The following is a 26,202-nucleotide window of genomic DNA, read 5'->3' as shown; positions in this document are numbered from 1 at the left end:
AAGCAGGCGGTGAATAGGATATGAACTCATATATTGTAAAAAGACTGGCTATATTGATTCCTGTATTACTGGGCATGACGCTCATCGTTTTTTCCATTATTCATGCCATTCCGGGAGATCCGGCGGAAACCATACTGGGAGATAAGGCTACGGAACAGTCCAAGCAGGCGCTACGTGAGCAATTGGGGCTGGATAAGCCGTGGTTACAGCAATATGGGACCTATTTAGGTGAGCTGGCACAAGGGGACTTGGGCGATTCCATTCGTACCAGGCAGCCGATTGCCCGGGAAATGCTTCCTTATCTGGCGGCTACGCTGGAGTTGACAGTAGCAAGCATGTTTTTTGCTGTAGTAGTCGGAATGAACGCCGGCATCGTGAGTGCCTGGAAGCGAAATTCCTGGTTTGACTATGTCAGTATGGTCATTGCCCTGGTCGGAGTATCGATGCCGATTTTTTGGCTGGGCTTGATGGAGCAATGGATCTTTGCAAATAAACTGCATTGGCTTCCTTCCATCGGACGCATGAATTCTCGTGATCCGGTGGAAGCTGTGACACATTTAGCCGTGATTGATGCGATCATAGGTGGACGTATGGATCAGGTGTGGACCGTCATCAAGCATTTGATCCTGCCCAGTATCGCACTGGGAACGATTCCAATGGCGGTCATTGCGCGCATTACCCGTTCCAGCATGCTGGAGGTTATGGATGCGGACTATATCCGTACAGCTCGGGCGAAGGGGCTGGCATCTTTTCAAGTCGTATACAAACATGCGCTTAAAAATGCTGCGATCCCCGTACTTACTGTCATCGGTCTTCAGACTGGCTCACTACTGGGAGGCGCGGTACTGACAGAAACCATTTTTGCCTGGCCTGGCATCGGACGGTACATTTTTGAAGCGATCAGCTCGCGTGACTATCCGGTTATTCAAAGCGGAATTCTGATCATTGCGTTCCTGTTCGTCATCATTAATCTGATTGTCGATTTGCTGTACGCGGTGCTCGACCGGCGTATCCGTTATCAGTAATCAAGTCGCCAATTGTTCAAGGGGGAGCTTGTCCGATGTCACAATTTTCAATGGAACCCAACAACATACCGACGACACGCAGCACATTGGCTCATTTGCCTGTCGTGACTGGCCCTTGGAGAGACGCATGGAGGGCTTTTCGTCACAATAAAATGGCGTTCGTCGGCCTGAGCATTATTATCTTCTTTGTCATCATTGCTTTGATCGCGCCGTGGATTGCTCCTTTTGACTATAAAGAGCAAAATTTGGTGAGCCGTTTGCAGCCTCCTTCTGCGGAGCATTGGTTCGGTACGGATGATCTCGGTCGAGATTTACTGACTCGCACGCTGTATGGAGCCAGAATCTCGTTGTGGGTCGGTTTCTTGTCTGTTATTGGTTCAATGATTGTAGGAACAGCCTTAGGTTTAATCGCAGGATTTTACGGAAAATGGGCAGATATGGTCATCTCGCGGCTATTCGACATTTTACTGGCATTTCCGGGGATTTTGCTGGCCATTGCCATTGTGGCCATTCTAGGACCTTCATTGGAAAATGCGTTGTATGCCATTGCCATTGTCAATGTGCCAACATATGGACGGTTGGTTCGATCTAAGGTGCTGAGTGTCAAAACGGAGGAGTATATCACTTCTGCCAGAGCGCTTGGAGCCAATAATACACGAATCATCCTCCGTTATATTTTGCCTAACAGCCTGACACCGATCATCGTACAGGGAACGTTGGGGATCGGAACGGCCATTATTGAAGCGGCAGCGCTTGGATTTCTGGGCTTGGGTGCACAACCTCCTGAGCCAGAGTGGGGTAAAATGTTGTCCGATTCGCGGCAATATATCCAGAACGCGCCGTGGACAGTTATTTTTCCGGGGGTATCTATTATGCTGACCGTATTGGGCTTTAACCTAATGGGGGACGGCCTGCGGGATGTGCTTGACCCGAGGGCGAAGCGTTAGAGCAAAAGTGGTGAGGTATATAAAGTTGAGTAAAGGGGTGTTCTCTGGCCTGAATCAAATGGCTGGGGAACACCTTTTTTATATGACATTAAGAGCTTTCCGTAGGATACTCGCTTCGAAAGCACAATCCGACTGCGCAGTGACGCTAAAAGTAACTTTTACAGTTGAAAGTCATGTGAGCTTTCCTGAGGCGCAAAAAAAATGTATAATCACTCCAATTGAGTACGTAGGGAGTGGGCTTTATGACATGGCAGGACAAGAGAGAGCATCGGCAATTTGCGGAACAGACACGAAGCGACGCTTCACGGGCCGCATATGAACGGGACTACTCCCGTTTAATCCATTCACCGACTTTCCGTCGGTTGCAGGGTAAATCACAGGTGTTTGGCGCAGGCACGGGCGATTATTACCGCACACGACTGACGCATTCTTTGGAGGTAGCGCAAATTGCGCGTGAAGCATCACGAAGCTTGCTGCGCCGCCATCCCGAAGTAGAGCTGGAACAAGCAGATAACGCAGGACTGATCATTGACCCTGAGGTGGTAGAATGTGCTTCCATTGCACATGACTTTGGGCATCCACCGTTCGGACACAAGGGGGAAGAGGTGCTGGACGGGATTTTGGATCAACTGATTGAAACAAAGGTAGAAAAGATATCCTCTGCCGGAGGCTTCACACCGGAGTCTAAGCGTGGACAGGAGGCCTATGCGCGTGAGCGACGAATTTATGAGCATTTTGAAGGGAACGCGCACAATTTCCGGCTGATTATGTTTTTGGAGAAGCGTGAGAACGTGGATGGTTTGAATTTGTCGGACGCTGTGTTACTGGGGATCAACAAATACCCGTACCCGGGGATTCTGAACAAAAAAGGGTTGTACCTGCATGAGTGGGAATACATACGTTCCATCCGCGAGGATTGGGGTATCCCTGATGGTAAAAAAACGTTGGAAGCCCAGCTTATGGACCTGTGCGACGATATCGCTTATTCTGCGCATGATCTGGAGGACGGGATTAAGGCTGGGAAAATCGAGGTACATGAGCACTTCTTATATGATCCGTATTTAATTCGTCTGATTACGGAGAAAATCACCACGTTGGAGGATAGCTTCTGGCAAGGCTGGCAACTGGCTCAGATTGAGCAGAAGGTAGCGGCTGTGCTGAGCGAATTTTTGAAGGTGTGGAACGGCAAGATGCCGATGTGTGAACACGATTATTCCCGTACCCGCCGTGAAGTGAAGGCATACTGGGTCAGCCTGTTTGTCAGCAGCTTGGGTGTAATTGAGGATGGAAATTGGAAAAAGGTGACCTTCGTACGAGATGGAAGCGAAGATTTGGATATGCTGCGCACTGTGAGTGTGTTGAAAAGCTTTGCTTGGGTTACGATGATCCGCGATCTGCGCGTACAGCGACTGCAAAAACGGAGTGAGTGGATGCTCAGACGGCTGTGGTTAGCTTTTCTAGACCCGGAAACGTCCAAATCTATTATTCCAAGCGACTGGCTCCAGCGCTATGAGCGCGACCAAGCCAAGGCGAAACCGATCTGGACATGGGAGCATATGGTCATAGACTATATTGCAGGCATGACCGATGCTTTTGCTGAAAAAATCTATAATGAGTTATACGGCCTGAAGGTGGGTTCGATTTATGATCTGGATTGACCTTTAAATTACCCCTATATAGTAGAAGGAACTGGTTTGTAATGGATAGCAGGAAGGAGGAATGTGTCTATGCAATCTCAGTCTTTATCTACGAAAAGGTTGAATCTCGGTGTGCTCGATATGGTGCCGTTGCTGCCCGGTAACCGTCCGGAGCAGGCGGTTCAACGAGCTGGTGAACTAGCGAGACAGGCAGAAGCATGGGGATATACACGCTACTGGACCTCGGAGCACCATGATATGGAGGGGCTGGCTTCCTCCAGCCCGGAAGTGCTGCTGTCTCATATCGGGGCGGTGACGAAGACAATCAAACTGGGTGCGGGTGCTATTTTGCTCCCGCATTATAGTCCAGTCAAGGTCGCGGAATGGTTTCATTTGCTGGCTGCTCTATATCCTGGCAGAGTCGAATTGGGCCTGGGGAGAGCACCTGGTGGTGGACCTCATGCTTCAATGGCACTGAGCGGTAATTTTCTTCAACATGTGACGGAGCTGCCACAGACGATGGAAGCTCTATTGGCTTTGCTGGAAGGTACATACGAATATGAACAGGTGCCTGTGTTTGCCCGGCCGATGCCTGAACAGCCGCCAGCAGTGTGGATGCTGGGTACAAACCGAAAAAGTGCCGAATATGCCGCCCAGTATTCAACAGGCTATGTATTCGGTCAGTTTATGAGTGAACAGCAAACGGAAGAAATGCTAAGCATTTACCGCTCCAGCTTTCAGCCATCCAACCGGATGGACAAGCCACGTACCATGGTTGCTGTAGGAGCAGTATGTGCCTTGACGAATGAACTGGCGCAGCAATGGGCTGGTCAGATTTCATTGGGCGACCCGGCAATGCGAGCCAGCTGGCTGGTGGGAACGCCGTCGGATATTGCCGAACGGTTACGCGGCTTGCAGATTAAATATGATAATGATGAGTTTCTGTTGGTCACACTGATTCCCGATTATGAGCAGCGGCTTCACTCCTACCGTCTAATAGCGGAGGCTGTAAATTCTAACCTTGATTCCAAATGAAAAGAGATATGACATGAATAAACAGAAAACGAATATCGAAGAAATGAAACCAAGCTACATATATACCTATGCGTGTCATGAAACAGAGCGTGAGTTGTGTTTTTTGGAATTAAAATGCTTGTTCGGTCAGCCGCCCGTGCAGGACTCCATCCTATTGTCCCATCGGCGTCTGGAGCCGGGGACGAGCCCGTTTATTCATCTTAGGCTGGATGTAATGACAGATGCGGGAACGCTGGAAGAGCTATGCGAAGCAGCTTCTATGTTACAACTTGAGGAAGGAAAGACTTTCAAGGTGTTGTGCCTTAAAGAAGGTGACCATGAGGCTGACTATGACGAGCGGCGCGGGATCGAACGCCGAATGGGTGCACGCATTCATGGGCAGGCGCAAATGAAGACACCGGATATCACCCTTGGTGTTATTCGGATAGGAGAACGGTGGCTACTGGGCACGTGTCAGTATAGCGACAGATCGTGGCAGGAGCGTCGTCAGAAGCCGCAAAATTATTCTACTGGACTACCCGTTCTGGTAGCTAGGGCACTTGTGAATTTGGCAGCAACTGATCTAACAGCAGCAAAGGGAGAGTCAGGCTCATTGAAACTGCTAGACCCGTGTTGTGGTATGGGCAATGTAATGATTGAGGCATTGAGTATGGGAAAGGATATTCGCGGTTGTGATATCAACCCGTTGGCGGTGCGTGGGGCACGAGTGAATTTGCGTCATTTTGGATATGAAGAAGATCTAGTGAAGCTCGGGGATATGAATATGCTCGAAGGCACATACGATGCAGCCATATTGGATATGCCCTATAACCTGTGCTCCGTGCTCCCGGCTGATGAACAAAAGAAGATGCTGCGCAGTCTGAGACGCTTGGCCGCGCGGGCAGTGGTCGTGAGCACGGAGCCGATGGAAACATTGTTATCCGACTCAGATTGGACCCTTACGGAGCAATGCCGCATACATAAGACAGGTATGAGTCGGGAAATTTGGATCTGTAAGTAGTGTGTTAATACTGAGTTTTGTAGTTAACCACATTCAGCGGCAGTTTCTGATCAGCGGCATAGGCATTCAAATTAGTAAGAAAAATATCTACTGCCCGTTCGGCATATCGGTCCGTATCGCCTGCAATATGCGGTGTGATCAAGACATGGTCCAGACTCCATAGCGGATGTGAAGCAGGTAGCGGTTCTTCCTCGAATACATCCAGTCCGGCAAAGGCAATATGCTTTTGCTCCAAAGAGCGTACAAGCGCATCCGTATGAACGGTGCCACCGCGGCCTACATTAATGAAGAAGGCTCCCTTACGCATAGCTGCAAATGCTTTTTCGTCAAAGAAGTGATGGGTTTCCTTGGTGAATGGCAATATATTTACCACGATATCCGCTGCTCCCAATGCTTCGTGTAGTTGTTCGTTAGTATACATATGCTCTACATGGGGAGCTTCCTTGCCAGAACGACGGACTCCGATCACCCGCATGCCAAAAGCTTCTGCAATCCGCGCTGTTTCACGGCCAATTTCGCCAACGCCTGTAATCAACAGCGTTTTGCCACGTAATTCCGTCAGTTGGCCTTTCGGTGGCTGCCATGTTTTCTGACGTTGCAAGAGAGCTGCTTGCTGTAAATAACGTGTATGCGATAGCAGCATGCCAAAGATCTGCTCTGTAATTGGAATTGCATGCACACCACTCGTATTCGTGAGTAAAATGTTACGCTTTTCCAATTCGGTAAGCGGTAGCTTGTCAATTCCAGCCGACCAGGTTTGTATCCACTTCAGTTTGCTGTCTGGGTGTAACGCCTCTTCGGCAATATGCTTGGACCAGCCTAGAATAACCTCGGCCTCCCGGATTTGTTTAGGCTCCAATTCCTGAGCTTTGCCAATAATCAATTCGTAGCCCGGAGCTGTTGCACGAACTTGTTTTTTTTGCTCTTCCGTAAGTTGATGTAAGCTTAAAATGTTTCCCATAGTTCATAGCCTCCTCGATTTTTGATTCCTTGGAGTTTCCAATATATTCTGGCGAACCATCCTTTCAAGAATAACAGATTGCCGAAAAAATTGCATAATTAGGGTAAAAACGAGCTCGCGGTGTCACTATATATAACAACAAATGGCTTTACCCTGATTAGGGACAATCCAAACAGCTACTTTTTGAGATATCCACAAATATCTATTAGGAAAGGAGGTATAGATTGATGAAAAATGAATCGCAAAGACTTTTTACAGCTATTGCTCTCCCAAATGAGCATAAGAAGAAATTACATGATTGGGTGGAGCAGGATTTAAAAGACCTGACTTTTCGCAAATGGAGTGATTTCAGAGATTACCACGTGACACTTCAGTTTTTGGGTGATGTGGAGACCTCGGTTATACCGAAACTTGAGCAGGTTTTAGTTCAAGCTGCAGCTGAGCATGGCCCGTTCACACTCGGCATTGGAGAAGCAGGTTTTTTTGGCCGTGAAGAATTTCCGCGTGTACTGTGGAGGGGAGTGACCGGGCAGCGTGAGTCACTGGATCAACTGTACCAGTCCATACTCCAGGCTACGGAACCGCTGGGTTTTAAACCCGAGGAACGACCTTATCGACCTCATATCACCCTAGCACGTTCGTACACAGGAGAAAAGCCTATTCCACCGTCTATTTGGCAGTCAAATGACCGATGCAGCGAGCCGTGGGAAGTGGGAGAATTTGTTTTATATGCAACCCGAATGGGTCAAAAACCAATGTACCAAATAATTCAAACATTCCCATTAATGAGGTGAAAGCCTTGATCTATCAGCGAATTTAGTGATATAGTGTTTCAGCGTTATTCAAAAGGCGCATTTTGGGTTACATATCTGAGGAATGTGCTTAAAGTTAACGGGAGGAACATTATGGAAATCGTTAAAGAACATCGTTGGTTTGCACCTCTTTTGAGTGTGCTGCTTGTTTGTATATTGGGGATAGGCCTCTACGCTGAGGTTCAGCAAACACAGAAAAATCATAAAAATACACCTATGCAATCTCTGAGCTGGTCAGGGAACTCTTCGGCTCCTTCATATGGCGACAGGATGGGGACCCATAACGGGTCAAACAGGACAAGCCCCATCTTTGTCGCTGCTCATGGGCAGCCAAGCTGGAAAGAAATCATGCCGACACCGTTACCCGCTTCCCAGATGAAGCAGGCGGAACAAGCTCGGAATAACGTTGCTACAGGCAAGAAAAAGCTTGAGGTCCAGCATAGCAAGTCCGCAATCCTAACCCCTCCTACAACCATCTACTTTACGAAGACAAAAATGCTCACTCAGGATGACAAGGCGTTGTCTACCTGGAGCTATCCTGTCTCCGCTAAAGAACTGCTCCTGCTGCAAAAAATAGTGATGGCAGAAGCAGAAGGCGAACCGTACGAAGGCAAAGTGGCAGTTGCCAACGTTGTCTTAAACCGGCTGCGGTCAGCCCCATTTCCCGATACGATTCAGGCAGTGATTTATCAAAAAGCGCAATTTAGTCCGGTCGCGAACGGGCGTCTTCGTCGTGTTCAGCCCAACCAGGACAGCATCCGTGCGGTTACTGCTGCTTTGAACGGCCATAAAGCCGTGCCTGATAACACCTGTTTTTTCCTGTCGCTTACGTTAGCCCAGGACCTTACGGTTCATCATTCGCGTACCAAGGTGAAAACTATCGGTCATCATACCTTTTATAAATGAGCATTTGGCATAAAACCCCTGAGCGTTTCAAATCAGTAATGTATAGATTGAAACGGTTTAGTTGGCAGCCTTCTACAAATAACAGCCCTTTCTAAACAATAGGGTTCAGCTTTGTGAACGGATTTTGTGGTACAGGTGAAGCCAGTATGCAAAAGAGGTATAATAGGTAAAGGAAAGTAACCAAAATAATGAAAGTGACAAAGGAGGCTTAGATGATATGAAAATCACATATTATGGACATTCAGTTGTACTGGTAGAGGCAGAGGGGAAAAGGATTATTATTGATCCTTTTTTGACGGGAAATCCTAAGGCAACCGTAAAAGCTGAGGATATTCAGGTGGATGCCGTGTTGTTGACACACGGTCATGCTGATCATTTTGGAGATGCTGTTGAAATTGCCAAGCGCAATGATTGTCCAGTAATCGCGGTCGCGGAACTGGCTGAATATTGTTCATCCTTGGGAGCCAAAGCTCACGGTATGAATCTGGGTGGGGGTCACCACTTTGACGGTTTCCATGTGAAATTCACACTTGCATTCCACAGCTCATCTTTGACGGTGGACGGACAAACCATTTACATGGGAGAGCCTGCGGGGATTTTATTGACCATGGGAGGCCAAACCTTTTTCCATGCAGGGGATACTGGCCTGTTTGGCGACATGCGTCTCATTGGGGAAACTAACTCCATCGATGCTGCGGTATTGCCGATCGGAGATGGTTATACGATGGGACCGGAGGATGCACTGTTGGCAGCAAAATGGCTGCGTGCAAGCCGCGTAATACCGGTGCATTACAATACGTTCCCGGGTATTGAGCAGGACGGAGACGGCTTCTGTGATCGTCTACACAAAGAAGGCATTGAAGGGAAAGCATTGAAGCCCGGCGAAAGTCTCGAATTTTAATACGGATATCTGATTTGCGGGAATACACTTGATGGTCTATAAACTCATCAAATCTCCTTTGTCAGCCTTTTCTGTTCCTTAGAGGAATAGGAAAGGCTGTTTTTTAAAAGTGAATATTTATACATAAAAATGAGATATTTTTGCATTGATACGTTGAAGCTGTAATGTAAAAGATTTATTATCACAATCATAAAAACTTTGAATTGCTAACATGATAGGTCAATGATAAAATGATAGAACTAATTAGATTCATCAGTGGAATCGACGTATTTTTCAAGTCAAGCCATTGCATAATTATTGAAAAACATACGCATTCAGCGGACCGTACCGCCTTGAATACGTCACATGTTTTGTCCCCCATTCCTCGTAGTTGTTCTTTGAGTTACCTCTTGTTGCCACTGTCTTCTATTCGGCCGCCTGTATTTCAGGCCAGCATGACTTTATAACAGAAAGGTTGCGTTCCATGAGACAGACAGGTTTACCACCCAAACAGGGACTATATGATCCCCAATTCGAAAAAGACGCCTGCGGCATGGGCTTTGTTGCCCACATCAAGGGAAAACCATCGCACGATATTGTAAGTCAGGCTTTGACCATGCTCGTGAATATGGAGCATCGGGGCGGTCAGGGAAGTGAACCAAACTCCGGTGACGGAGCAGGGATTATGATTCAGGTCCCTCATCTGTTTTTTCAAGAGGAAGCGGAGCGATTGGGTTTCAAATTGCCAAAGGCCGGACATTATGGCGTTGGTATGCTTTTTGTATCCAATGATCCAAAAGTTCGTGAGGTGCATGAGCAGAAGCTAAGAGATATCATCGTGGACGAAGGTCAAAATTGTTTGGGTTTTCGCGATGTTCCAACTTATGACGAAATGCTGGGGAAATCGGCAAAAGCAGCTAAACCGGGCGTGCGTCAGGTATTCATCGGTCGCAGTAGCGATCTGAAGGAAGAGCTGGACTTTGAACGGAAACTGTATGTCATTCGCAAACGTGCAGAGCTTGCTATTCGCTATAACCAAGAGGATGAGAACGGTGAGTCGTTCTATATTCCAAGTTTGTCATGTCGCAAGGTTGTATACAAAGGAATGCTGACAACCGAGCAGGTAGGCAAATTTTATCTGGATTTGCAGGATGAGCGGATGACATCGGCGATCGCGCTGGTCCATTCCCGTTTTAGCACGAATACGTTCCCGAGCTGGGACCGTGCGCATCCTTATCGTTTTATGATTCACAACGGTGAAATCAATACTATGCGCGGCAACGTGAACTGGATGCATGCTCGCCAGGCGCAGTTTGAAAGCGAAGCGTTTGGTGGAGATATCAAGAAGGTAAAACCAGTCATTAACCCAGATGGCTCCGATACAGCCATGTTTGATAATACGCTGGAGTTTCTGTATCTGAGCGGACGTTCCCTTCCTCATGTAGCCATGATGATGGTGCCGGAGCCTTGGAACAAGCATGAAACCATGGACCCGAAGAAGCGAGCATTTTATGAATATCACAGCACCATGATGGAACCGTGGGACGGACCTGCTGCGATGGCGTTTACAGACGGTATCCAAATCGGAGCCATTCTCGACCGCAACGGTCTGCGTCCTGCACGTTACTATGTGACCAAGGACGATCTGATCGCACTGTCTTCAGAGGCGGGTGTATTGGATATTGCTCCTGAAAATGTGCTCTATAAGGATCGTCTCCGTCCGGGTCGTATGCTGTTGGTTGATACCCAAGAAGGCCGTATCGTTTCTGACGAAGAGTTAAAGGAACGTATCGCTTCCGAGGAACCTTATCAGCAATGGCTGGATGAGCACTTGGTTGATCTGGATGAGCTGCCAGAAGCACTAGAACAGCCGGAGCCTAAACATGAAAATGTAAATCAGCTTCAGCTCGCTTTTGGATATACGTTTGAAGAACTGCGCAAAATTCTGGAGCCGATGGCACTTACAGGTGCAGAACCGATTGGCTCAATGGGGTACGACGCACCATTGGCGGTGCTGTCTGATCGTCCGCAACGTTTGTACAATTACTTTAAACAAATGTTTGCCCAAGTCACGAACCCGCCGATTGACGCCATTCGTGAAGAGATTGTAACGTCAACCGCAACTACGATTGGGCCAGAGCGCAATTTACTGCATCCAGAACCGGAAAGCTGTCGTCAGATTCGTTTGGATTCGCCGGTGTTGTCGAATGAGGAGTTTGCCAAAATTCGCCACGTACACCGTCCGGGCTTCAAATCAATGACAATTCCGATCTTCTTTGAAGCGAAGGAAGGTGCTGAGGGCTTACGCAAGGCGCTGGAAGGATTGTTTGAGGCGGCTGACCGTGTCATTGACAAAGGTCATAACATCCTGATTTTGTCCGACCGTGGAGTGGATGCGGAAAATGCGGCCATTCCGGCGTTGCTAGCTGTTTCCAGCCTGCATCACCATCTGATTAAGCAGGGTACACGTACACGTGTGAGCATTTTGCTGGAGTCCGGGGAGCCAAGGGATATTCACCATTATGCGGTGCTGCTTGGATACGGTGTGAGCGCGGTTAATCCTTATCTGGCTTTTGAAACGCTGGATGTCATGATTCAGCAGGGCTTGCTGCGCGGCATCTCGCACGAAAAGGCAGTTAAAAATTATATTAAAGCGGCAACAAAGGGTGTCGTTAAAATATTGTCCAAAATGGGTATTTCCACGATTCAGTCGTACCGTGGAGCACAAATTTTTGAGGCTGTAGGTCTGAAACAGGATTTTGTTGACCGTTATTTCACCTGGACACCTTCCCGCATTGGCGGTATCGGTCTGGAGGAAGTGACTACGGAAGCGCTCGTTCATCATAACCGTGCTTTCACCGACAAGGACGGCAACGACAAAGTGCTGGATTCGGGCGGCGACTATCAATGGCGTAACGACGGGGAAGAGCATTTGTTTAACCCGCAAACGGTGCATTTGCTCCAGCAGTCGGTTCGCTCTGGAGACTACAAGTTATACAAGAAATACGCCAAGCTGGTGCAGGGCGAAACGGAACAGCATTTAACGATCCGCTCGATGCTTCAGTTGAAGCCTACGGGTGAGCCTGTGCCGCTGGAAGAAGTGGAATCCGCTGCATCCATTATGCGTCGCTTCAAGACAGGAGCCATGTCCTTTGGCTCGATCAGTCAGGAAGCGCATGAAGATATGGCGATTGCGATGAATCGGATCGGTGGCAAGAGCAATACGGGTGAAGGTGGGGAGAACCCTGCACGTTTCATTCCGGATGCCAATGGCGATTCTCGTCGCAGTTCGATTAAGCAGGTAGCGTCAGGCCGATTCGGTGTAACATCGAATTACTTGGTGAATGCCGACGAAATTCAGATCAAAATGGCGCAAGGCGCGAAGCCGGGTGAAGGTGGACAACTGCCAGGACGTAAGGTATACCCTTGGGTTGCTGAGGTACGTGGTTCTACGCCAGGAGTAGGTTTGATTTCACCACCGCCGCATCACGATATTTATTCTATCGAGGATTTGGCAGAGCTCATCTATGATCTCAAAAACGCCAATCCGCGTGCTGACATTAACGTGAAACTGGTGTCAGAAGTAGGCGTAGGCACGATTGCTACAGGGGTAGCAAAAGGCCGTGCTGACATTATTCTGGTCAGCGGTTACGACGGTGGTACAGGCGCTTCCCCGCAAGGCTCCATTCGCCATGCAGGTATGCCTTGGGAGCTGGGTCTGGCGGAGACGCATCAGACGCTGATGTTGAACAACCTGCGCGACCGCGTGGTATTGGAGACAGACGGCAAGATGCTGTCTGGCCGCGATTTGGTAGTAGCTGCCCTGTTGGGCGCGGAAGAATACGGCTTCTCTACAGCGCCGCTCGTGGCGTTGGGCTGTATTATGATGCGGGTATGCCAAATGGATACATGTCCGGTTGGTGTGGCTACGCAGAATCCGGAGCTGCGCAAAAATTATATGGGCGATCCTGCCCATGTGGTGAATTTTATGCGTTTCATCGCAGAAGATGTCCGTGAAATTATGGCGGAATTGGGCTTCCGTACAATTCAGGAAATGATTGGACGTACGGATTGTCTGGATACCGTGAACGCCGATTCGCATTGGAAGAAGAAGGGCGTAGACCTGAGCTTGCTGTTGCATGTTCCTGAGTTGGAAGAAGGTAGTGTACGTTACCGCGTACAACGCCAAAATCACGGTCTGGAAGAAACACTCGACATGCAGCAGCTCGTACCGATGGCTGCGGAAGCGCTGGAGAACGGAACGCCTGTTGAGGGTACCTTACCTATTACAAACGTAAATCGGGCGGTAGGAACGATTCTGGGCAGCGAGGTCACCCGTAAGTATGGAGCGGCGGGTCTGCCAGAGGATACGATTCGCTTTAACTTTATTGGATCGGCAGGTCAGAGCTTCGGGGCATTTATTCCGAAAGGCATCACGCTGAGCGTGGAAGGCGATAGCAATGACTATGTCGGTAAAGGGCTATCTGGCGGTAAGGTTATAGTGAAAAAGTCTCACAAAGCAACCTTTAAGGCAGAAGAGAACATTATTATCGGAAATACAGCCTTGTATGGAGCGACCAGCGGTGAAGCTTACATTAGCGGAATCGCAGGCGAGCGCTTTGCCGTTCGGAACTCCGGCGCACGAATTGTAGTTGAGGGCGTTGGGGATCATGGTTGCGAATATATGACGGGCGGACGTGTAGCGGTATTGGGTGGAACCGGACGGAATTTTGGAGCCGGAATGTCCGGAGGTATTGCATATGTCTATGACCCTGAGGGGACGTTCCTGAGCCGTTGTAATCTGGAAATGGTGTTGCTGGAAGGTGTGGAAGAACCTGCAGAAGCAGCGGATTTGCGCGGCTTGATTCAACGCCATGTCACTTACACGGGTAGTGAAGCGGGACAACGTATTTTGGATGATTGGCAGACTGCGATTCAGCAGTTTGTACGGGTGATTCCAAAGGATTACAAGCGTATGGTTGAACAGATCCAAAAAGAAGAGGCAACTGGTTTGAGCGGAGATGAAGCTCTGTTGGCAGCATTTGAAGCCAATATGCGTGAATTGGCGCGTGCCGGGGGCTAAAATGTAGACTACCAAATTTACTAAAAAAGGACTCGCTGAATACCGCTGTTATAATCACGGTGGTACCAGCAAGTCTTTTTTAGGTTGCTAAAAATGTGATTCATTTCCTTGACAAACGTCATAAATTCTGACATTACCCCCAAAATGTTTTCCTGAAACGGTAAATATGTTATAAAAAGTACCAAATTTTTTGGAATGTAACCGTTTACGTAAGAGTTTATGTCTTGTTATTTATTTTTGGATTGGTTATGATTTTTTTAGAGTACACAAACAAACCTAATATGCCCATCGTCCCTTCAAAACACAGAATAGGGTGACAGGATGAAGTTGAGGAAGTCAGCAGAAGACAAAATGATTTTTTTATACCGTTATGTATCACTATCTCTAACGTCACTTGTTTTTCTGTTCGAATCATCTAGGTTAATCGTGTGGCAGAAGCTATTACTGATTGGTTTTCTATTTTTATCCGTTACAGCATTTACTTGGATTTACCGTAAATACAGACTTCATGATATGGTATTGAAATGCAGCATTGCACTAGAAACAGCAGGGATCATTTTGTTGTTATTCCCAACCGGAGGGATGGATAGCCCGTTCAAATGGTATGTGATTACCCCCATGCTGGTGGCTTGTGCTCATCTGTCTATGAGATACAGTTGGACACTCCTCCTTTCTTATATCGGCTTGGTGCTTACATTTTGTTATATCTTTTTTACACCAGGTCAATATTTTTTGTGGGATCTTATATTGCAGAATATCAATTTGTTTCTGGTACTGATCGTAACTACGATGGCAATGCAGGTTATCGGCGTCATGAAGGACGAACTGAAGGTGGCTAAAGAACAAGCCAATGAGACGATGGATCATATCAAGTCGATTTACCACATCATGGAGACGACCAGCCACAATGAGGCTTTAAATCTCGGCCAGGTCATCTCAGACTATACTGTCAAGCTAACAAAGCAGAGCCGTGCATTTTTCTGGCTGGATAGTCAGGAGGAGGATGCACCGGAAAGTAGCCAGACAGGCTGGACGGTAGAGGAGGAGGAGCAGCTATTTGAGGAGCTGGGGAATTATCGGGAGGAATTCAGGGAAGAGCGTGAACCATTTTTCAGACATCTGCCAGAATGGGGCGATTTCCTCATGATCACAGTACCGATGACGACCCGTTTTGTAGCGACGATTGGCCTCAAGCTGGGCCCGGATCAAAGTCTGACAGGAAGACGCTGGCTCGTGCAACAACTGATATTCTTGGCTGAGCTGAGCGCTGTGTTCTTGGAGCGCTATGAGCTGGAGCGTATTGAAAATCAGCTGATTGTGACGAATGAGCAGAACCGAATTGCAAATGAAATGCATGACAATGTTTCTCAAAGTCTTTTTGGTATTGTGTACGCAACGCATTCTCTCCGGCAAACCTGGTGTCATCAGCCAAAGGAGCAGGTGGAGGAACAAATTGATCTAATTCAGCAATCTGCTAACCAAGCGGTTAGAGAGCTGAAAGGGGCGATTCATAGTTTAAGCTCGAAAAAAAGCGGAGGCTCAACTTGGTTAGGGACGGTGAAAAGTCATCTCCATACACTCTCCAAGCTGAACCATGTACAAATTGATTTTGACATTCATGGTGATCATTATTCACTTCCGTATTTGTACCAAAAAGCTTTGTTCCGCATCATTTCCGAAGCGGCGGGGAACGCAATCCGTCATGGATTGGCCAAGCGAATTGATGTGAAGTTAAAATTGACGCCCCAAGTGATTAGACTGTCTATTCATGACGACGGAGTAGGGTTTGAGACGGCGAGAATGGTAGCAGGAGGTGAGGCGGTCAGTGCAGGCGGGGGCCTGGGCATGATGAATATGGAATATTTAGCTCAATCGATGGGAGGCGAATTTGATATTTCAAGTCGAATCGGAGAGGGAACACAGATCCGATTGTCCATTCCGGTAAATGCTTATGAATGAGGATTTTGCAAAATCCTCGAATAAAATGCGTGAACATTCTGCAATACAAAATCTGCGGTAACAATCGGATACATAGGGATTATGCAAATCCTGAACTGTAGACAGGAGGCCGAATCATGAAAATTGTCATTGTCGATGATCATCCTTTAGTACGGAAAGGACTCGCTGCGGTTATATCCATGCAGCCCAATGTTCAGTTTGCGGGAGAGGCCCAGAATCAACAGGAAGCACTTGTGGTGATCGAGGAAACAGATCCGGATCTGGTGCTGCTGGATTTGAAACTAGCTGATGAATCGGGGCTGGATATTATCAAGATAGCGCGCGGACGTGGTTTCAGAAGCAAATTTATTTTGCTGACCTCTTCCGCAACACGTGAAGATTTTCTGAAAGCAGAGGAAGCTTCCGTGGATGGTTATGTGCTTAAGGAAGCATTGCCTGAGGAATTAATTTACGCGATTCATCTTGTCAACAAAGGACGCAAATATTATGATCCGGCTATTCTCGAAAACAAGCTGCGTGAAGATGCGGGCAATCTGTCGGACGACCTGACGCCAAAGGAAAAGGAAGTGCTGGTCGAGCTGGGACAAGGAGCCTGCAATCGTGAAATTGCATCGCGGTTATTTATCAGTGAGTTCACAGTCAAAAAGCATGTCAGTCAGATCTTGGCCAAGCTGCGGCTGGCGGATCGTACGCAGGCAGCATTGTATGCCAATGCCATTGGTCTGGCGAAGTACGAGCCAACAAACATGGTATGATGCGCTGACTCTATAAGCTGCGCTGCACTTTTATATGCGAGTGGAAAGAAAAGCCTCAAAATCACCAAGCTTTGTGATTTTGAGGCTTTTTTCGATTTCTTTTTCCATAATCGACAAAGCATGGTACAAAAGTATACCATGCCGTATCCGAAAGTATACATTTCCCTCCCCCCATAGTGAGGGAGAAAGTGCCATTCGGTTCCATGTCGTTCACAGAGCCAATTGTTACAATAAAGTCATACTTAAATATGAAGAGAAATTGTATAGGAGGGAGGATTTTTGTGGAGAAAACCATTTTGGATTATCTAGTCCTGATCAAAAGAAGATTGTGGCTGATCGCAATTTTTGTCATTCTCTCATGTGTAACAACATACTTTGTGAGCGACAATGTTGTGAAGCCAGTCTATTCCGCTTCAAGCCAACTGCTGGTTAATCATATTTCCGCCAAGCAGGGGAGTAACAATCTGAACGACGTCAACACAAGTCTTAATTTGGTGGAAAGCTACAAGCAAATTCTCACTTCACCTAAAATTATGGACGCTGTTGTAGCGGCTCATCCCGAGTTCGGTTTGACGCAGCAGAAGTTGGCAGAGAAGCTGCAGATTAAATCCTCGGATAAAAGTCAGGTTATCGGTTTGACGTTTGAGGCAGGGAGCTATCCACAGGCCGCAGCGGTTGTAAACGCGGTAACCCAGAAATTCGTACAGACGGTTCCGGGATTGATGGAATTGAATAATGTGAAAATTTTAAATGAAGCGGACCCTCAGGCCAATCCTGACCCGATTAATGGGAACCCGCTCATGAATATTGCGATTAGTTTTCTCGTATCGCTGATGATTGCATTGGGCACGATTGTGTTCCTGGAAAGCATTAACGGCACGCTGCGCTCGGAGAAAGAAGCGGACGCGGACATCGGCATTCCGGTAATCGCATCGATTCCAGTCATTCGCAAGAAAGACGTCGATGGAGCAGCCGGAAATTCCAAAGAACGGGTAGGGGAGCGTAAATATGCTGCGATTGAATGACATGTTGATTACAGAAAGTAATCCATCATCGTATATCTCGGAATCATTTCGATCCCTCCGTACATACATCCGGCAGCAGGTGATTGGGCAAAAGGACCGTGGCACGGTTCTATTGTTGACCTCGCCGGAAAGCGGAGCGGGTAAAACTACACTGCTCGCCAACATCGGAGTTTCCTTTGCACAAGAAGGCAAGAAGGTGGCTCTGGTGGATTGCAATCTGCATAAACCAGCGCTGCACGAAATATTCGGAATGGAGAATACCGCAGGTCTATCGGCTTATTTGCGCGGTGGGGCTTCTTCCAAGTCTATCGTTAGGCATGGTGGGCTGGAGCTATCGGTTGTTCCCGGTGGAGACACCCTGTACAACGCAGCAGATCTGCTCGGTAGCGAACGTATGGCTGAGCTGCTGGAAGAGCTCAAACGTGAATATGACATCATCTTGCTTGATTCGGCTCCGGCGTTGAATTATACGGATGCTCGCTTGATTGCAGGCTTGACGGATGGTGTGATTCTCGTTGCTAGACATGGTCGTACCAAACGGGAAGATCTACGCAAAACAAAGCAACTCATGGAGCAGGCCAGTGCGACGCTGGTTGGAATTGTGATGAATCAGGTGAAGTAAGCAACACCAAAATTCGATGAAGCAAGGAGAATGAGTGCGATGACGAAAAGAGTGAAAAAGGCCATTATTCCAGCAGCAGGGTTAGGTACGCGCTTCCTCCCTGCCACAAAAGCGATGCCTAAGGAAATGCTTCCAATTATCAATAAGCCTACGATTCAATATATCGTGGAAGAAGCGATTGCTTCGGGTATTGAGGACATTATTATCGTTACGGGTAAAGGCAAACGTGCCATTGAGGACCACTTTGACAACGCATTTGAGCTGGAATCCAAACTGCTCGAGGACGGTAAGCTGAAACTTCTGGAGGAAGTACAGCGTTCTTCGGGAGTGGAAATTCACTACATTCGCCAAAAAGAACCCAAAGGTCTTGGACATGCGGTATGGTGCGCAAGACGCTTTATCGGGGACGAGCCGTTTGGTGTGCTGCTGGGCGATGATATCGTAACAGGTCAAAAACCTTGCCTGCGCCAGCTGATGGATCAGTATGAGGAAACTCAAAATTCGGTTATCGGTGTGCAGCGGGTACCGCAGGAATTTACGAACCGGTACGGCATCATTGAACCGGATCAGCAGGACGGACGCTTGTACCGAGTGAATAATTTTATAGAAAAACCGGCTCCAGGCACAGCGCCATCTGATTTGGCTATTATGGGTCGCTACGTGTTCTCGCCGAAAATTTTCAAATATCTTGATCTTCAGGAAAAAGGAGCTGGCGGCGAAATTCAGTTGACGGATGCGATCCAAAAGCTGAATCAGAGTGAGCGTGTGTACGCCTATGATTTTGAAGGCACTCGTTATGACGTGGGTGAGCGTCTTGGATATATTTTAACCACACTTGAATTTGCACTTGCCAGCGATGATTTGAAGTATCCGGTTATGGAGGCCATGAATGAATGGTTGAAAAAGACCGAGAAAGCAACCACGGCAGGTTGAGAGGGGGTGCGTCAGCATGAGCATGGAAAATTTACCGGAGGACGGCGAGGCTGTCATGTCAGGTAAAGCGTTTTACATGCCATACGGAAATACACAAATTCAGGATAAAACGTCCTACCTGGTCACAAAACGCCTCCTTGATATGCTGCTGTCGTTCGTGGGCTTGATCGTCTTGCTTCCGCTTTTTGTAGTGGTAGGCGTTTTGATTAAGCTCGAAGACCCAAAGGGAAGCGTGTTTTTCAAGCAAACTCGGGTGGGCAAGAATGAGAAGTTATTCGATATGTATAAATTCCGTTCAATGGTGTCCAATGCAGAGGAACTGAAAAAGGACTTGATGGAGCTGAATGAAGTGAGCGGCGCCATGTTTAAAATTAAAAACGATCCTCGGATCACGAAAATTGGCAGTTTTCTGCGCAAGACGAGTATTGATGAGATTCCGCAGCTGTGGAACGTGTTGGTCGGCGACATGACTTTAGTCGGTCCGCGTCCGCCGTTGCCCAGCGAGGTCGAGCAATATTCTGATTATGATAAGCAACGCCTGATTGTAACACCGGGATGTACGGGTTACTGGCAGGTGAGCGCACGTAACAGTGTAGGCTTCGAAGAAATGGTGCAAATGGATTTGAAGTATATTCATGTTCGCAATACGTGGCTCGATTTGAAAATCATCATGAAAACAGGCGTTAAAATGCTGTTCTCCAAGGATGCTTACTGATGGATGCATTCAAGCGATGTCCCGCAGTGTCCGTCGTTATTTGCACCTATAACCGGGCGGACCTGCTGGAGAAAACGTTAATGTCCCTGCTGGAGCTGGAAGACCTTGCACTGGCTGAGATCATTGTGGTCGATAACCGATCCACCGATCATACAGCAGCGACGATCAAAAGGTTCACCGTCGCCCATGGTCAGAATATCCATCTCCGATATCATTATGAGCGCGAACAAGGACTGTCTGCTGCTCGCAATGCAGGCATTACGTTATCAAGAGCGGAAGTCATTGCTTTTCTCGATGATGATGCAATTCCGTGTGTTACATGGTTGCAAACGATTATGTCAGCATTCGGGAACAATCCTGAGCTGACGGCTATGGGTGGGAAAATTGACCCTATGTTTGAGACGGAACGACCGGGTTGGCTAACAGGCCCGCTTGAACTGCCTTACACGATTATTGATCTGGGCAAAGCCGTTCGTGAATATCCGTCTGGACTGAATCCATTTGGAGCGAATATGGCGATGCGCAAAACGGCTTTTGCCGCCGTTATGTTCCCGCTTCATCTAGGCAGAAAGGGAGATATCCTTCTATCAGGTGAAGAATCGTGGGTATTCGAGCAAATCCGTAAAAATGGTGGAACGATTATGTATCATCCACACATGTCTGTGGAACATTTTGTGCCGGCTTCACGGTTAACGAAAGAATGGATCATGAACCGCTACTATTGTCAGGGCTTGTCTAACGCTGCTCAGGCCGTAGGTCTGCGCGGCAACGCGATGCTGATGGCGAAGACGGCAGCCAAAGTGTTATACATCACTTTGGATTCCCTGCTGGCACGTAGTGAGGGCAGGAAGCTGTTGAACCGGTGCAGGCTTGAAAGTATCCGTGGGACACTGGATACACTGCGCAACCGGAAAAGCGAGTCAGCTGCGGGGTGAAAGATGGAACATGAGTAACTATCCTTGGACTACTAGAATAAACACCATACAGCATGTTTTTATTTTTCTACTGGGCGCTCTTGCTGTAGGAATTGCGGCTACCTATCAGCCGGTGGTCAGTATTGCGGCGGTATGTTTACTGCTCTTGCTGGCTGTTTCTATCCATCATCCAGAGCGCATCAGCTACGCTGTTTTGCTAAGTACAGCAGTCTCAGTCGATTCTCTGTATCAGGGTGGCGTGTTCGGTATTGAGATTTTGTCATTGTACAAATTGGGCATTTTGGCTCTGCTGGTGCCGTGCATGCTCGTGTATGGCATACGTCTCAAGTTCAGCTATCCGGTCTGGGCATTGGTGATCATGCTGGGGATCACATTTGGATTTTCAGCATGGCTGCCTTTGTTAACGACCTCGATTGCCGTTAAGGCGTTCGTCGGTTTATCACTCCCTTTCTTTTTTTTACTGATCCAGTGGAAAAAGGATGTAGCAGAAAAGCATATCCGACTGATCAGTCTGTTGCCAATTATTAGTGTGGTCATTGGATTGGGTTTGCAGGTTCTAGGGCTGCATTCGTTTACGGATGTAGAATTTACGGGCGCAGTCAGAGTACAAGGAGCGAATATACCGCCGCATCTGGCAATGCTCTCCTTTCTCGGAATTGCCGTCTCTCTAATTGAGGTCAAGCGTAAACCCAAGCAAGCCGCATTTTATTACACTGTGTTGGCACTGAACTTTCTGATTCTGATCGCCACCGGTACACGTGGACCGATTCTGGCATTGTTATTAATGTTTGCTGTGTATCTGTTTGATATTGCCCGTCAGTACCTCAAGGGGAAAGTCAATTATTTGCTACCGCTGGCCGGATCGTTTTTGGTTGCTCTGGGGGCGGTGGCCCTGCAATGGAACAATTTAAAAAAACGCTCCTTCGAACGGGAGACCGATACAGGCATTGACCTGTCGGGACGCTCGGAGGCATGGGAATATTTTTTGAACAGAGTACATGATTACCCTTGGTCAGGGAGAGGTCTTGGCGCGGTAACGGTCGCGAACGATGGGACATTATTCAATGGCTTTGTTGTACCGCATAACGAGTATATACGCTTTTATTTTGACACGGGATATATCGGTTGCGGGCTATTAATGCTTTCATTGCTGATCGTGTTCGCTCTCATTTACCGGTCGCTTGCCAAGTCTATCAAACCTTATTTTGTAAGCTTAATTGCAGGCTTTCTGATCTACTCGTTTTCAGATAATACGTTGTCGACGGTTCAGATGATTATTCCATTTTGCTGGTATTTGAACGCGTTATACCAGACATCTACTCAAACCGATTTTCGCAAAGAGAAGTGATACGATGAGCAGAGTGAACATGTTCGATGTCAACTTTGATAATTACGATTTTAATGATCTACTCGAATTTATAGATACCTCTATTGAACATCAGCGTCATTCCTACATTTTGACCTGTAATGTCGATCATGTGATCAAGCTTCGCAAGGATGATGAATTCCGCAAGGTGTATTCGGATGCCGGAGCTGTAGTGGCCGATGGGATGCCTATCATATGGGCGTCCAAGTTACTGAAAAAACCCCTCAAACAAAAGGTCTCCGGGTCAGATTTGTTCACTCGGTTGGGAGAGGCTTTTGAGGATCGAGGCTATCGTTTATTTTTTCTGGGTGCAGCTGACGGTATTCCTGAGAAGGCTATGCTCAATCTCCAGGAATCTTATCCGAACATGAATGTGGTGGGCTGTTACTCTCCTTCTTATGGTTTTGAGAAAAACGAGGAGGAGAATAGGCACATTATCCAACTGCTTCAAGAGGCTCGCCCGGACATCGTTTTTGTAGGTGTAGGCGCCCCTAAACAGGAAAAATGGATCTACAGATATTACGAGACTTACCGCGCTCCGATTTCGATTGGGGTGGGAGCGACCTTTGATTTCCTGTCGGGAAATGTGAAAAGAGCACCGGAGCTGATGCAGAAGACGGGATTTGAATGGTTCTGGAGGTTGTCTCAGGAGCCTAAACGATTGTGGAAAAGATATTTGATTGAGGATTCCCAATTTCTCGTTCTGCTGTTTAAGGAGATGTTCAAGCGGAAGCGGATGAAGGGAGGTCAGGGGTGAGAAACATGAGTCGGTTGGCAGATCAGCAGATTTCCGTTTGGCTAGGAAATCGGCGTGGAATCAGCATGATCGGCATGGGGTTGCTGGCTTGTATGTTGCCACTCGCCATCGGATTTGTCAGCGCCAAGATGAATCCCACCATGAGCCAGCAGGGAGCCATATTGCTGGCGCTCGTTTTTCCGGCCTTCCTGCTGGCGATCTTGCAATCGCGGCTACTGATTCCTTACACACTGGCAGTGTGGGCAGTAGGCCCGGAAATCCGCCGCATTGCGGATTGGATGGAGGGAACGTATCACTCGGTTTCCTTGTTGAGCGTGGCACCGCTGCTGGTAAGCAGTATGTTGATTATTCCTGTGTTGCGAGGCATTCATCAGGCGGAAAAACCCTTGACCCGAATTGCTGTATTTTTCGGCATAGAATTGGCCTACGGAAGTGTGGTCGGGTTATTCAAAAATGGTATTGTTTTTGCTTATGATTTAGCCAATTATGTGGTTCCTTTGATCCTGTTGCCTTATCTTGCGATTAAGCCCATGAAGGCGAAGGAGCTGGACCGACTGCTGTATTCATATGCCAACATTGCTGTTCTTGTGGCAATTTACGGCATTATTCAGTACTTGACGGTGCCTCCGTGGGATGCATTTTGGATGAATCATGTAGAAATGAATTCCATTGGTGTTCCAGAACCACTTCAAATCAGAGTATTTTCTTCCATGAACTCGCCCGGTCCCTGCGCTATTTTCCTGGCGATGGCACTTGTACCCATGCTAATGGAAAAACGTTGGCGTGGCACTTTGGGATGGATCGGAATCCTGCTGACGGTCGTTTGTCTCTTAATCACGCTGGTACGTTCAGCCTGGCTAATTGCATTCGTCATGTTACTGGCTTACATTCTCAGTTCGTCTTCCAAGGGAAAGTGGAAAACCTTGTTTCAACTAGCTATAGTTGGCCTTCTTCTCTACATCATTGTTCCAAAACTTCCAGGGGCAGAAGGTTTGGTGGCTCGCATGCAGACGCTGACGGATATTCAGCAGGATCATTCGTACAATGAACGTTTGGATTTACTGCATACGATGCTTCCGGCGATTGCTGGCAATCCGGTCGGGCAGGGGATTGGGAGTGTAGGAATCGGAACCAAGCTTGATAACGGCGGCGATCTCGGCGAACTTGGGATTATGGATAATGGATATATCGCCATTTTCCTCACCTTCGGTATTTTCGGGGCATTCTTTTTCTTCGGTGGTCTCTTCGTTATCATCAAGCGTCTTCTCGCCCGTATTGCCGCACGAGATGCCAGTCAGCCTTATATCAGACTGGCGTTGGCTACGTGGGCCGGAGCTGTAGCCAGTCTCATATCAGATAATGGTTTCCCCGGTATGCGCGGCTATCTGATCTGGATGATGATCGGAATAGGACTATGGGCAAAAGATGTCATCGCGGAAAGAAGGTAAAGGCTGTGCAAAACTTACAAGCATTATCCGCACCTGTCCGGACACTATGGTCCACGGTGATTCGGTTTGCCAAAAGCAAGGATAACAGCTCTGCAGCAGTAAAAACGATGATATTCAGTATGCTGATTCTCGTCGTGAATATGCTGACTGGTGTGCTAACGGCACGATTCCTGGGTCCTACTGGACGCGGGGAACAGACAGCGATGGTGAACTGGTCCCAATTTCTCGCCTTCTGCATGAGCTTCGGTGTCCCATCTGCATTAATTTACAATGCGAAAAGGAAACCGGAGGAAACGGGCAAGCTGTATGGTCTGGCCTTGCTGCTGGCTACCATGTTCGGGGGCTTGGCGACACTCGTCGGAGTTTTTCTAATTCCTTATTGGCTGCGCTCTTTTTCTTCATCGGTCATACTTTTCGCGCAGTGCTCCATGATGATGTGTCCGCTCATAGCGATTTCACAGATCAATAATGCATTGCTTCAAGTTCGCTCGGAATATAAGCAGTACAATTTATTCCGGTATCTGGTACCGCTAAGTACACTGCTGGGTCTGGCGATTCTGATCTTAACCGGAAATATGAATCCGTACACCTCGGCATTGGCCTATTTACTGCCGGGCTTGCCGATTTATATTGGTGTCACGATACGAATGATTCGGCTGTACAAACCAAAGGTAAAGAACAGCTGGACGCAATTTAAAAATCTCTTTACCTACGGTATGGGTTCATACGGAAATGATCTCATGGGGCAGGTTTCCACTTATATTGATCAGATTTTGATTGCGGGTCTGCTCAGACCCGCTGATCTCGGTTTATATGCAGTAGCGGTCAGCTTGGCCAGGATGGTGAATGTATTTTCTACCTCGATCATTGTCGTGCTGTTTCCCAAAGCCTCCGGTCTGAATAAGGAAGAGGCGGTGGCCATAACATTTCGGGCATTTCGAGTGACATCAACGGCAACCTTTCTGGCTGCGGTGATGCTGATGCTGATTGCTCCGTTCGTATTTACATTGTTATATGGTCAAGAGTTTAAACAAGCGCTTACGGTATTCCGGTTCCTGGTGCTTGAGGTTGCTATCAGTGGGGGAACCATGGTGCTGGCACAACAATTTATGGCGTTGGGTAAGCCCAAACTGGTTACCATTCTACAGGGTGTCGGATTGGCGCTCGTCATTCCATTGCTGTCCATACTCGTACCGAAATATGGATTGACGGGTGCAGGGATAGCAATGCTGTCTTCGGGGATTCTACGGTTCATTTTCATTTTATGTAATGTTAAATTCGTTCTAAAAATGAAGATTCCAAGACTGCTTATTTCCAAACAAGATTTTCAATGGCTCCGATCAACGATGTCACACTACATCCGGAAAAAGCCAGTTAACGGTTAGATAAAGAAGGAGGCAC

Annotated in this window: 21 protein-coding genes; 20 read left to right on the top strand and 1 reads right to left on the bottom strand. The window is 47.7% G+C overall.

The annotated features are described in order from the left end of the window. The first annotated feature begins 20 nt into the window (after positions 1–20). From BM358_RS05350 to BM358_RS05330, 5 genes are all read left to right on the top strand, one after another. Entirely contained in the window at positions 21–1,025 is a 1,005-nt protein-coding gene (locus tag BM358_RS05350; protein WP_023987406.1) for an ABC transporter permease, read from the top strand. A 35-nt stretch (positions 1,026–1,060) separates the two neighbouring features. Beyond that, entirely contained in the window at positions 1,061–1,972 is a 912-nt protein-coding gene (gene nikC, locus BM358_RS05345; RefSeq protein WP_023987407.1) for a nickel transporter permease, read from the top strand. A gap of 242 nt (positions 1,973–2,214) precedes the next feature. Then, positions 2,215–3,630 carry a deoxyguanosinetriphosphate triphosphohydrolase family protein gene (locus tag BM358_RS05340; protein ID WP_028543119.1) on the top strand — a complete coding sequence of 472 codons (1,416 nt, stop codon included), beginning with the start codon at positions 2,215–2,217 and terminating at the stop codon, positions 3,628–3,630. A gap of 69 nt (positions 3,631–3,699) precedes the next feature. After that, positions 3,700–4,644 carry an MsnO8 family LLM class oxidoreductase gene (locus BM358_RS05335; RefSeq protein WP_028543118.1) on the top strand — a complete coding sequence of 315 codons (945 nt, stop codon included), beginning with the start codon at positions 3,700–3,702 and terminating at the stop codon, positions 4,642–4,644. 13 nt (positions 4,645–4,657) lie between these two features. After that, on the top strand, positions 4,658–5,644 hold the full coding sequence (locus BM358_RS05330) for a TRM11 family SAM-dependent methyltransferase (protein ID WP_028543117.1): 987 nt from the start codon (positions 4,658–4,660) through the stop codon (positions 5,642–5,644). A 4-nt stretch (positions 5,645–5,648) separates the two neighbouring features. Here the strand turns inward: BM358_RS05330 and BM358_RS05325 are convergent, their stop codons facing one another. Beyond that, complete coding sequence (locus BM358_RS05325) at positions 5,649–6,605, bottom strand: D-2-hydroxyacid dehydrogenase (RefSeq protein WP_028543116.1); 957 nt, start codon at positions 6,603–6,605, stop codon at positions 5,649–5,651. A gap of 227 nt (positions 6,606–6,832) precedes the next feature. Between BM358_RS05325 and thpR the strand changes: the two genes are divergently transcribed. The 15 genes from thpR to BM358_RS05250 all read left to right on the top strand — a co-directional run bounded on the left by thpR (position 6,833) and on the right by BM358_RS05250 (position 26,186). After that, positions 6,833–7,399, top strand: a complete 567-nt coding sequence (gene thpR, locus BM358_RS05320) for an RNA 2',3'-cyclic phosphodiesterase (RefSeq protein ID WP_028543115.1) — start codon at positions 6,833–6,835, stop codon at positions 7,397–7,399. A gap of 111 nt (positions 7,400–7,510) precedes the next feature. Beyond that, positions 7,511–8,323 (top strand): cell wall hydrolase, encoded by an 813-nt coding sequence (locus tag BM358_RS05315; RefSeq protein WP_023987413.1) that lies wholly within the window; start codon positions 7,511–7,513, stop codon positions 8,321–8,323. A 217-nt stretch (positions 8,324–8,540) separates the two neighbouring features. After that, complete coding sequence (locus tag BM358_RS05310; RefSeq protein WP_028543114.1) at positions 8,541–9,224, top strand: metal-dependent hydrolase; 684 nt, start codon at positions 8,541–8,543, stop codon at positions 9,222–9,224. Positions 9,225–9,687: 463 nt separating this feature from the next. Continuing rightward, a complete protein-coding gene (gltB, locus tag BM358_RS05305) occupies positions 9,688–14,286 on the top strand; it encodes a glutamate synthase large subunit (protein ID WP_028543113.1) in 4,599 nt (1,532 codons plus the stop codon). 321 nt (positions 14,287–14,607) lie between these two features. Beyond that, positions 14,608–16,245 carry a sensor histidine kinase gene (locus BM358_RS05300; protein ID WP_028543112.1) on the top strand — a complete coding sequence of 546 codons (1,638 nt, stop codon included), beginning with the start codon at positions 14,608–14,610 and terminating at the stop codon, positions 16,243–16,245. Positions 16,246–16,361: 116 nt separating this feature from the next. After that, the gene (locus BM358_RS05295; protein ID WP_013309148.1) at positions 16,362–17,000 is read left to right on the top strand and encodes a response regulator; all 639 of its coding nucleotides are present in this window, start codon (positions 16,362–16,364) and stop codon (positions 16,998–17,000) included. Between the two features lie 281 nt (positions 17,001–17,281). Next, on the top strand, positions 17,282–18,025 hold the full coding sequence (locus BM358_RS05290; RefSeq protein WP_023987416.1) for a YveK family protein: 744 nt from the start codon (positions 17,282–17,284) through the stop codon (positions 18,023–18,025). Beyond that, positions 18,009–18,647 (top strand): CpsD/CapB family tyrosine-protein kinase, encoded by a 639-nt coding sequence (locus BM358_RS05285; RefSeq protein ID WP_028543111.1) that lies wholly within the window; start codon positions 18,009–18,011, stop codon positions 18,645–18,647. The genes BM358_RS05290 and BM358_RS05285 overlap by 17 nt, the downstream gene beginning before the upstream one ends. A 39-nt stretch (positions 18,648–18,686) precedes the next feature. Then, the gene (galU, locus tag BM358_RS05280) at positions 18,687–19,580 is read left to right on the top strand and encodes a UTP--glucose-1-phosphate uridylyltransferase GalU (protein WP_013309151.1); all 894 of its coding nucleotides are present in this window, start codon (positions 18,687–18,689) and stop codon (positions 19,578–19,580) included. A gap of 16 nt (positions 19,581–19,596) precedes the next feature. Then, entirely contained in the window at positions 19,597–20,295 is a 699-nt protein-coding gene (locus BM358_RS05275) for a sugar transferase (RefSeq protein WP_013309152.1), read from the top strand. Next, positions 20,295–21,230, top strand: a complete 936-nt coding sequence (locus tag BM358_RS05270) for a glycosyltransferase (RefSeq protein ID WP_028543110.1) — start codon at positions 20,295–20,297, stop codon at positions 21,228–21,230. The genes BM358_RS05275 and BM358_RS05270 overlap by 1 nt, the downstream gene beginning before the upstream one ends. 10 nt (positions 21,231–21,240) lie before the next feature. Then, positions 21,241–22,578, top strand: coding sequence for an O-antigen ligase family protein (locus tag BM358_RS05265; protein WP_023987419.1), 1,338 nt, complete (start codon positions 21,241–21,243; stop codon positions 22,576–22,578). Positions 22,579–22,582: 4 nt separating this feature from the next. Then, positions 22,583–23,353, top strand: coding sequence for a WecB/TagA/CpsF family glycosyltransferase (locus tag BM358_RS05260; protein WP_028543109.1), 771 nt, complete (start codon positions 22,583–22,585; stop codon positions 23,351–23,353). A gap of 5 nt (positions 23,354–23,358) precedes the next feature. Beyond that, positions 23,359–24,801, top strand: coding sequence for an O-antigen ligase family protein (locus tag BM358_RS05255; protein WP_023987420.1), 1,443 nt, complete (start codon positions 23,359–23,361; stop codon positions 24,799–24,801). A 5-nt stretch (positions 24,802–24,806) separates the two neighbouring features. After that, positions 24,807–26,186 carry a lipopolysaccharide biosynthesis protein gene (locus tag BM358_RS05250; RefSeq protein ID WP_013309157.1) on the top strand — a complete coding sequence of 460 codons (1,380 nt, stop codon included), beginning with the start codon at positions 24,807–24,809 and terminating at the stop codon, positions 26,184–26,186. The last annotated feature ends 16 nt before the right edge of the window (positions 26,187–26,202 follow it).

This window comes from Paenibacillus sp. cl130 (genome assembly GCF_900116035.1).
GTDB lineage: Bacteria > Bacillota > Bacilli > Paenibacillales > Paenibacillaceae > Paenibacillus > Paenibacillus polymyxa_B.
The sequence above is the reverse complement of the archived record's forward strand: the minus strand, read 5'-3'. Positions and strand labels throughout refer to the sequence as shown.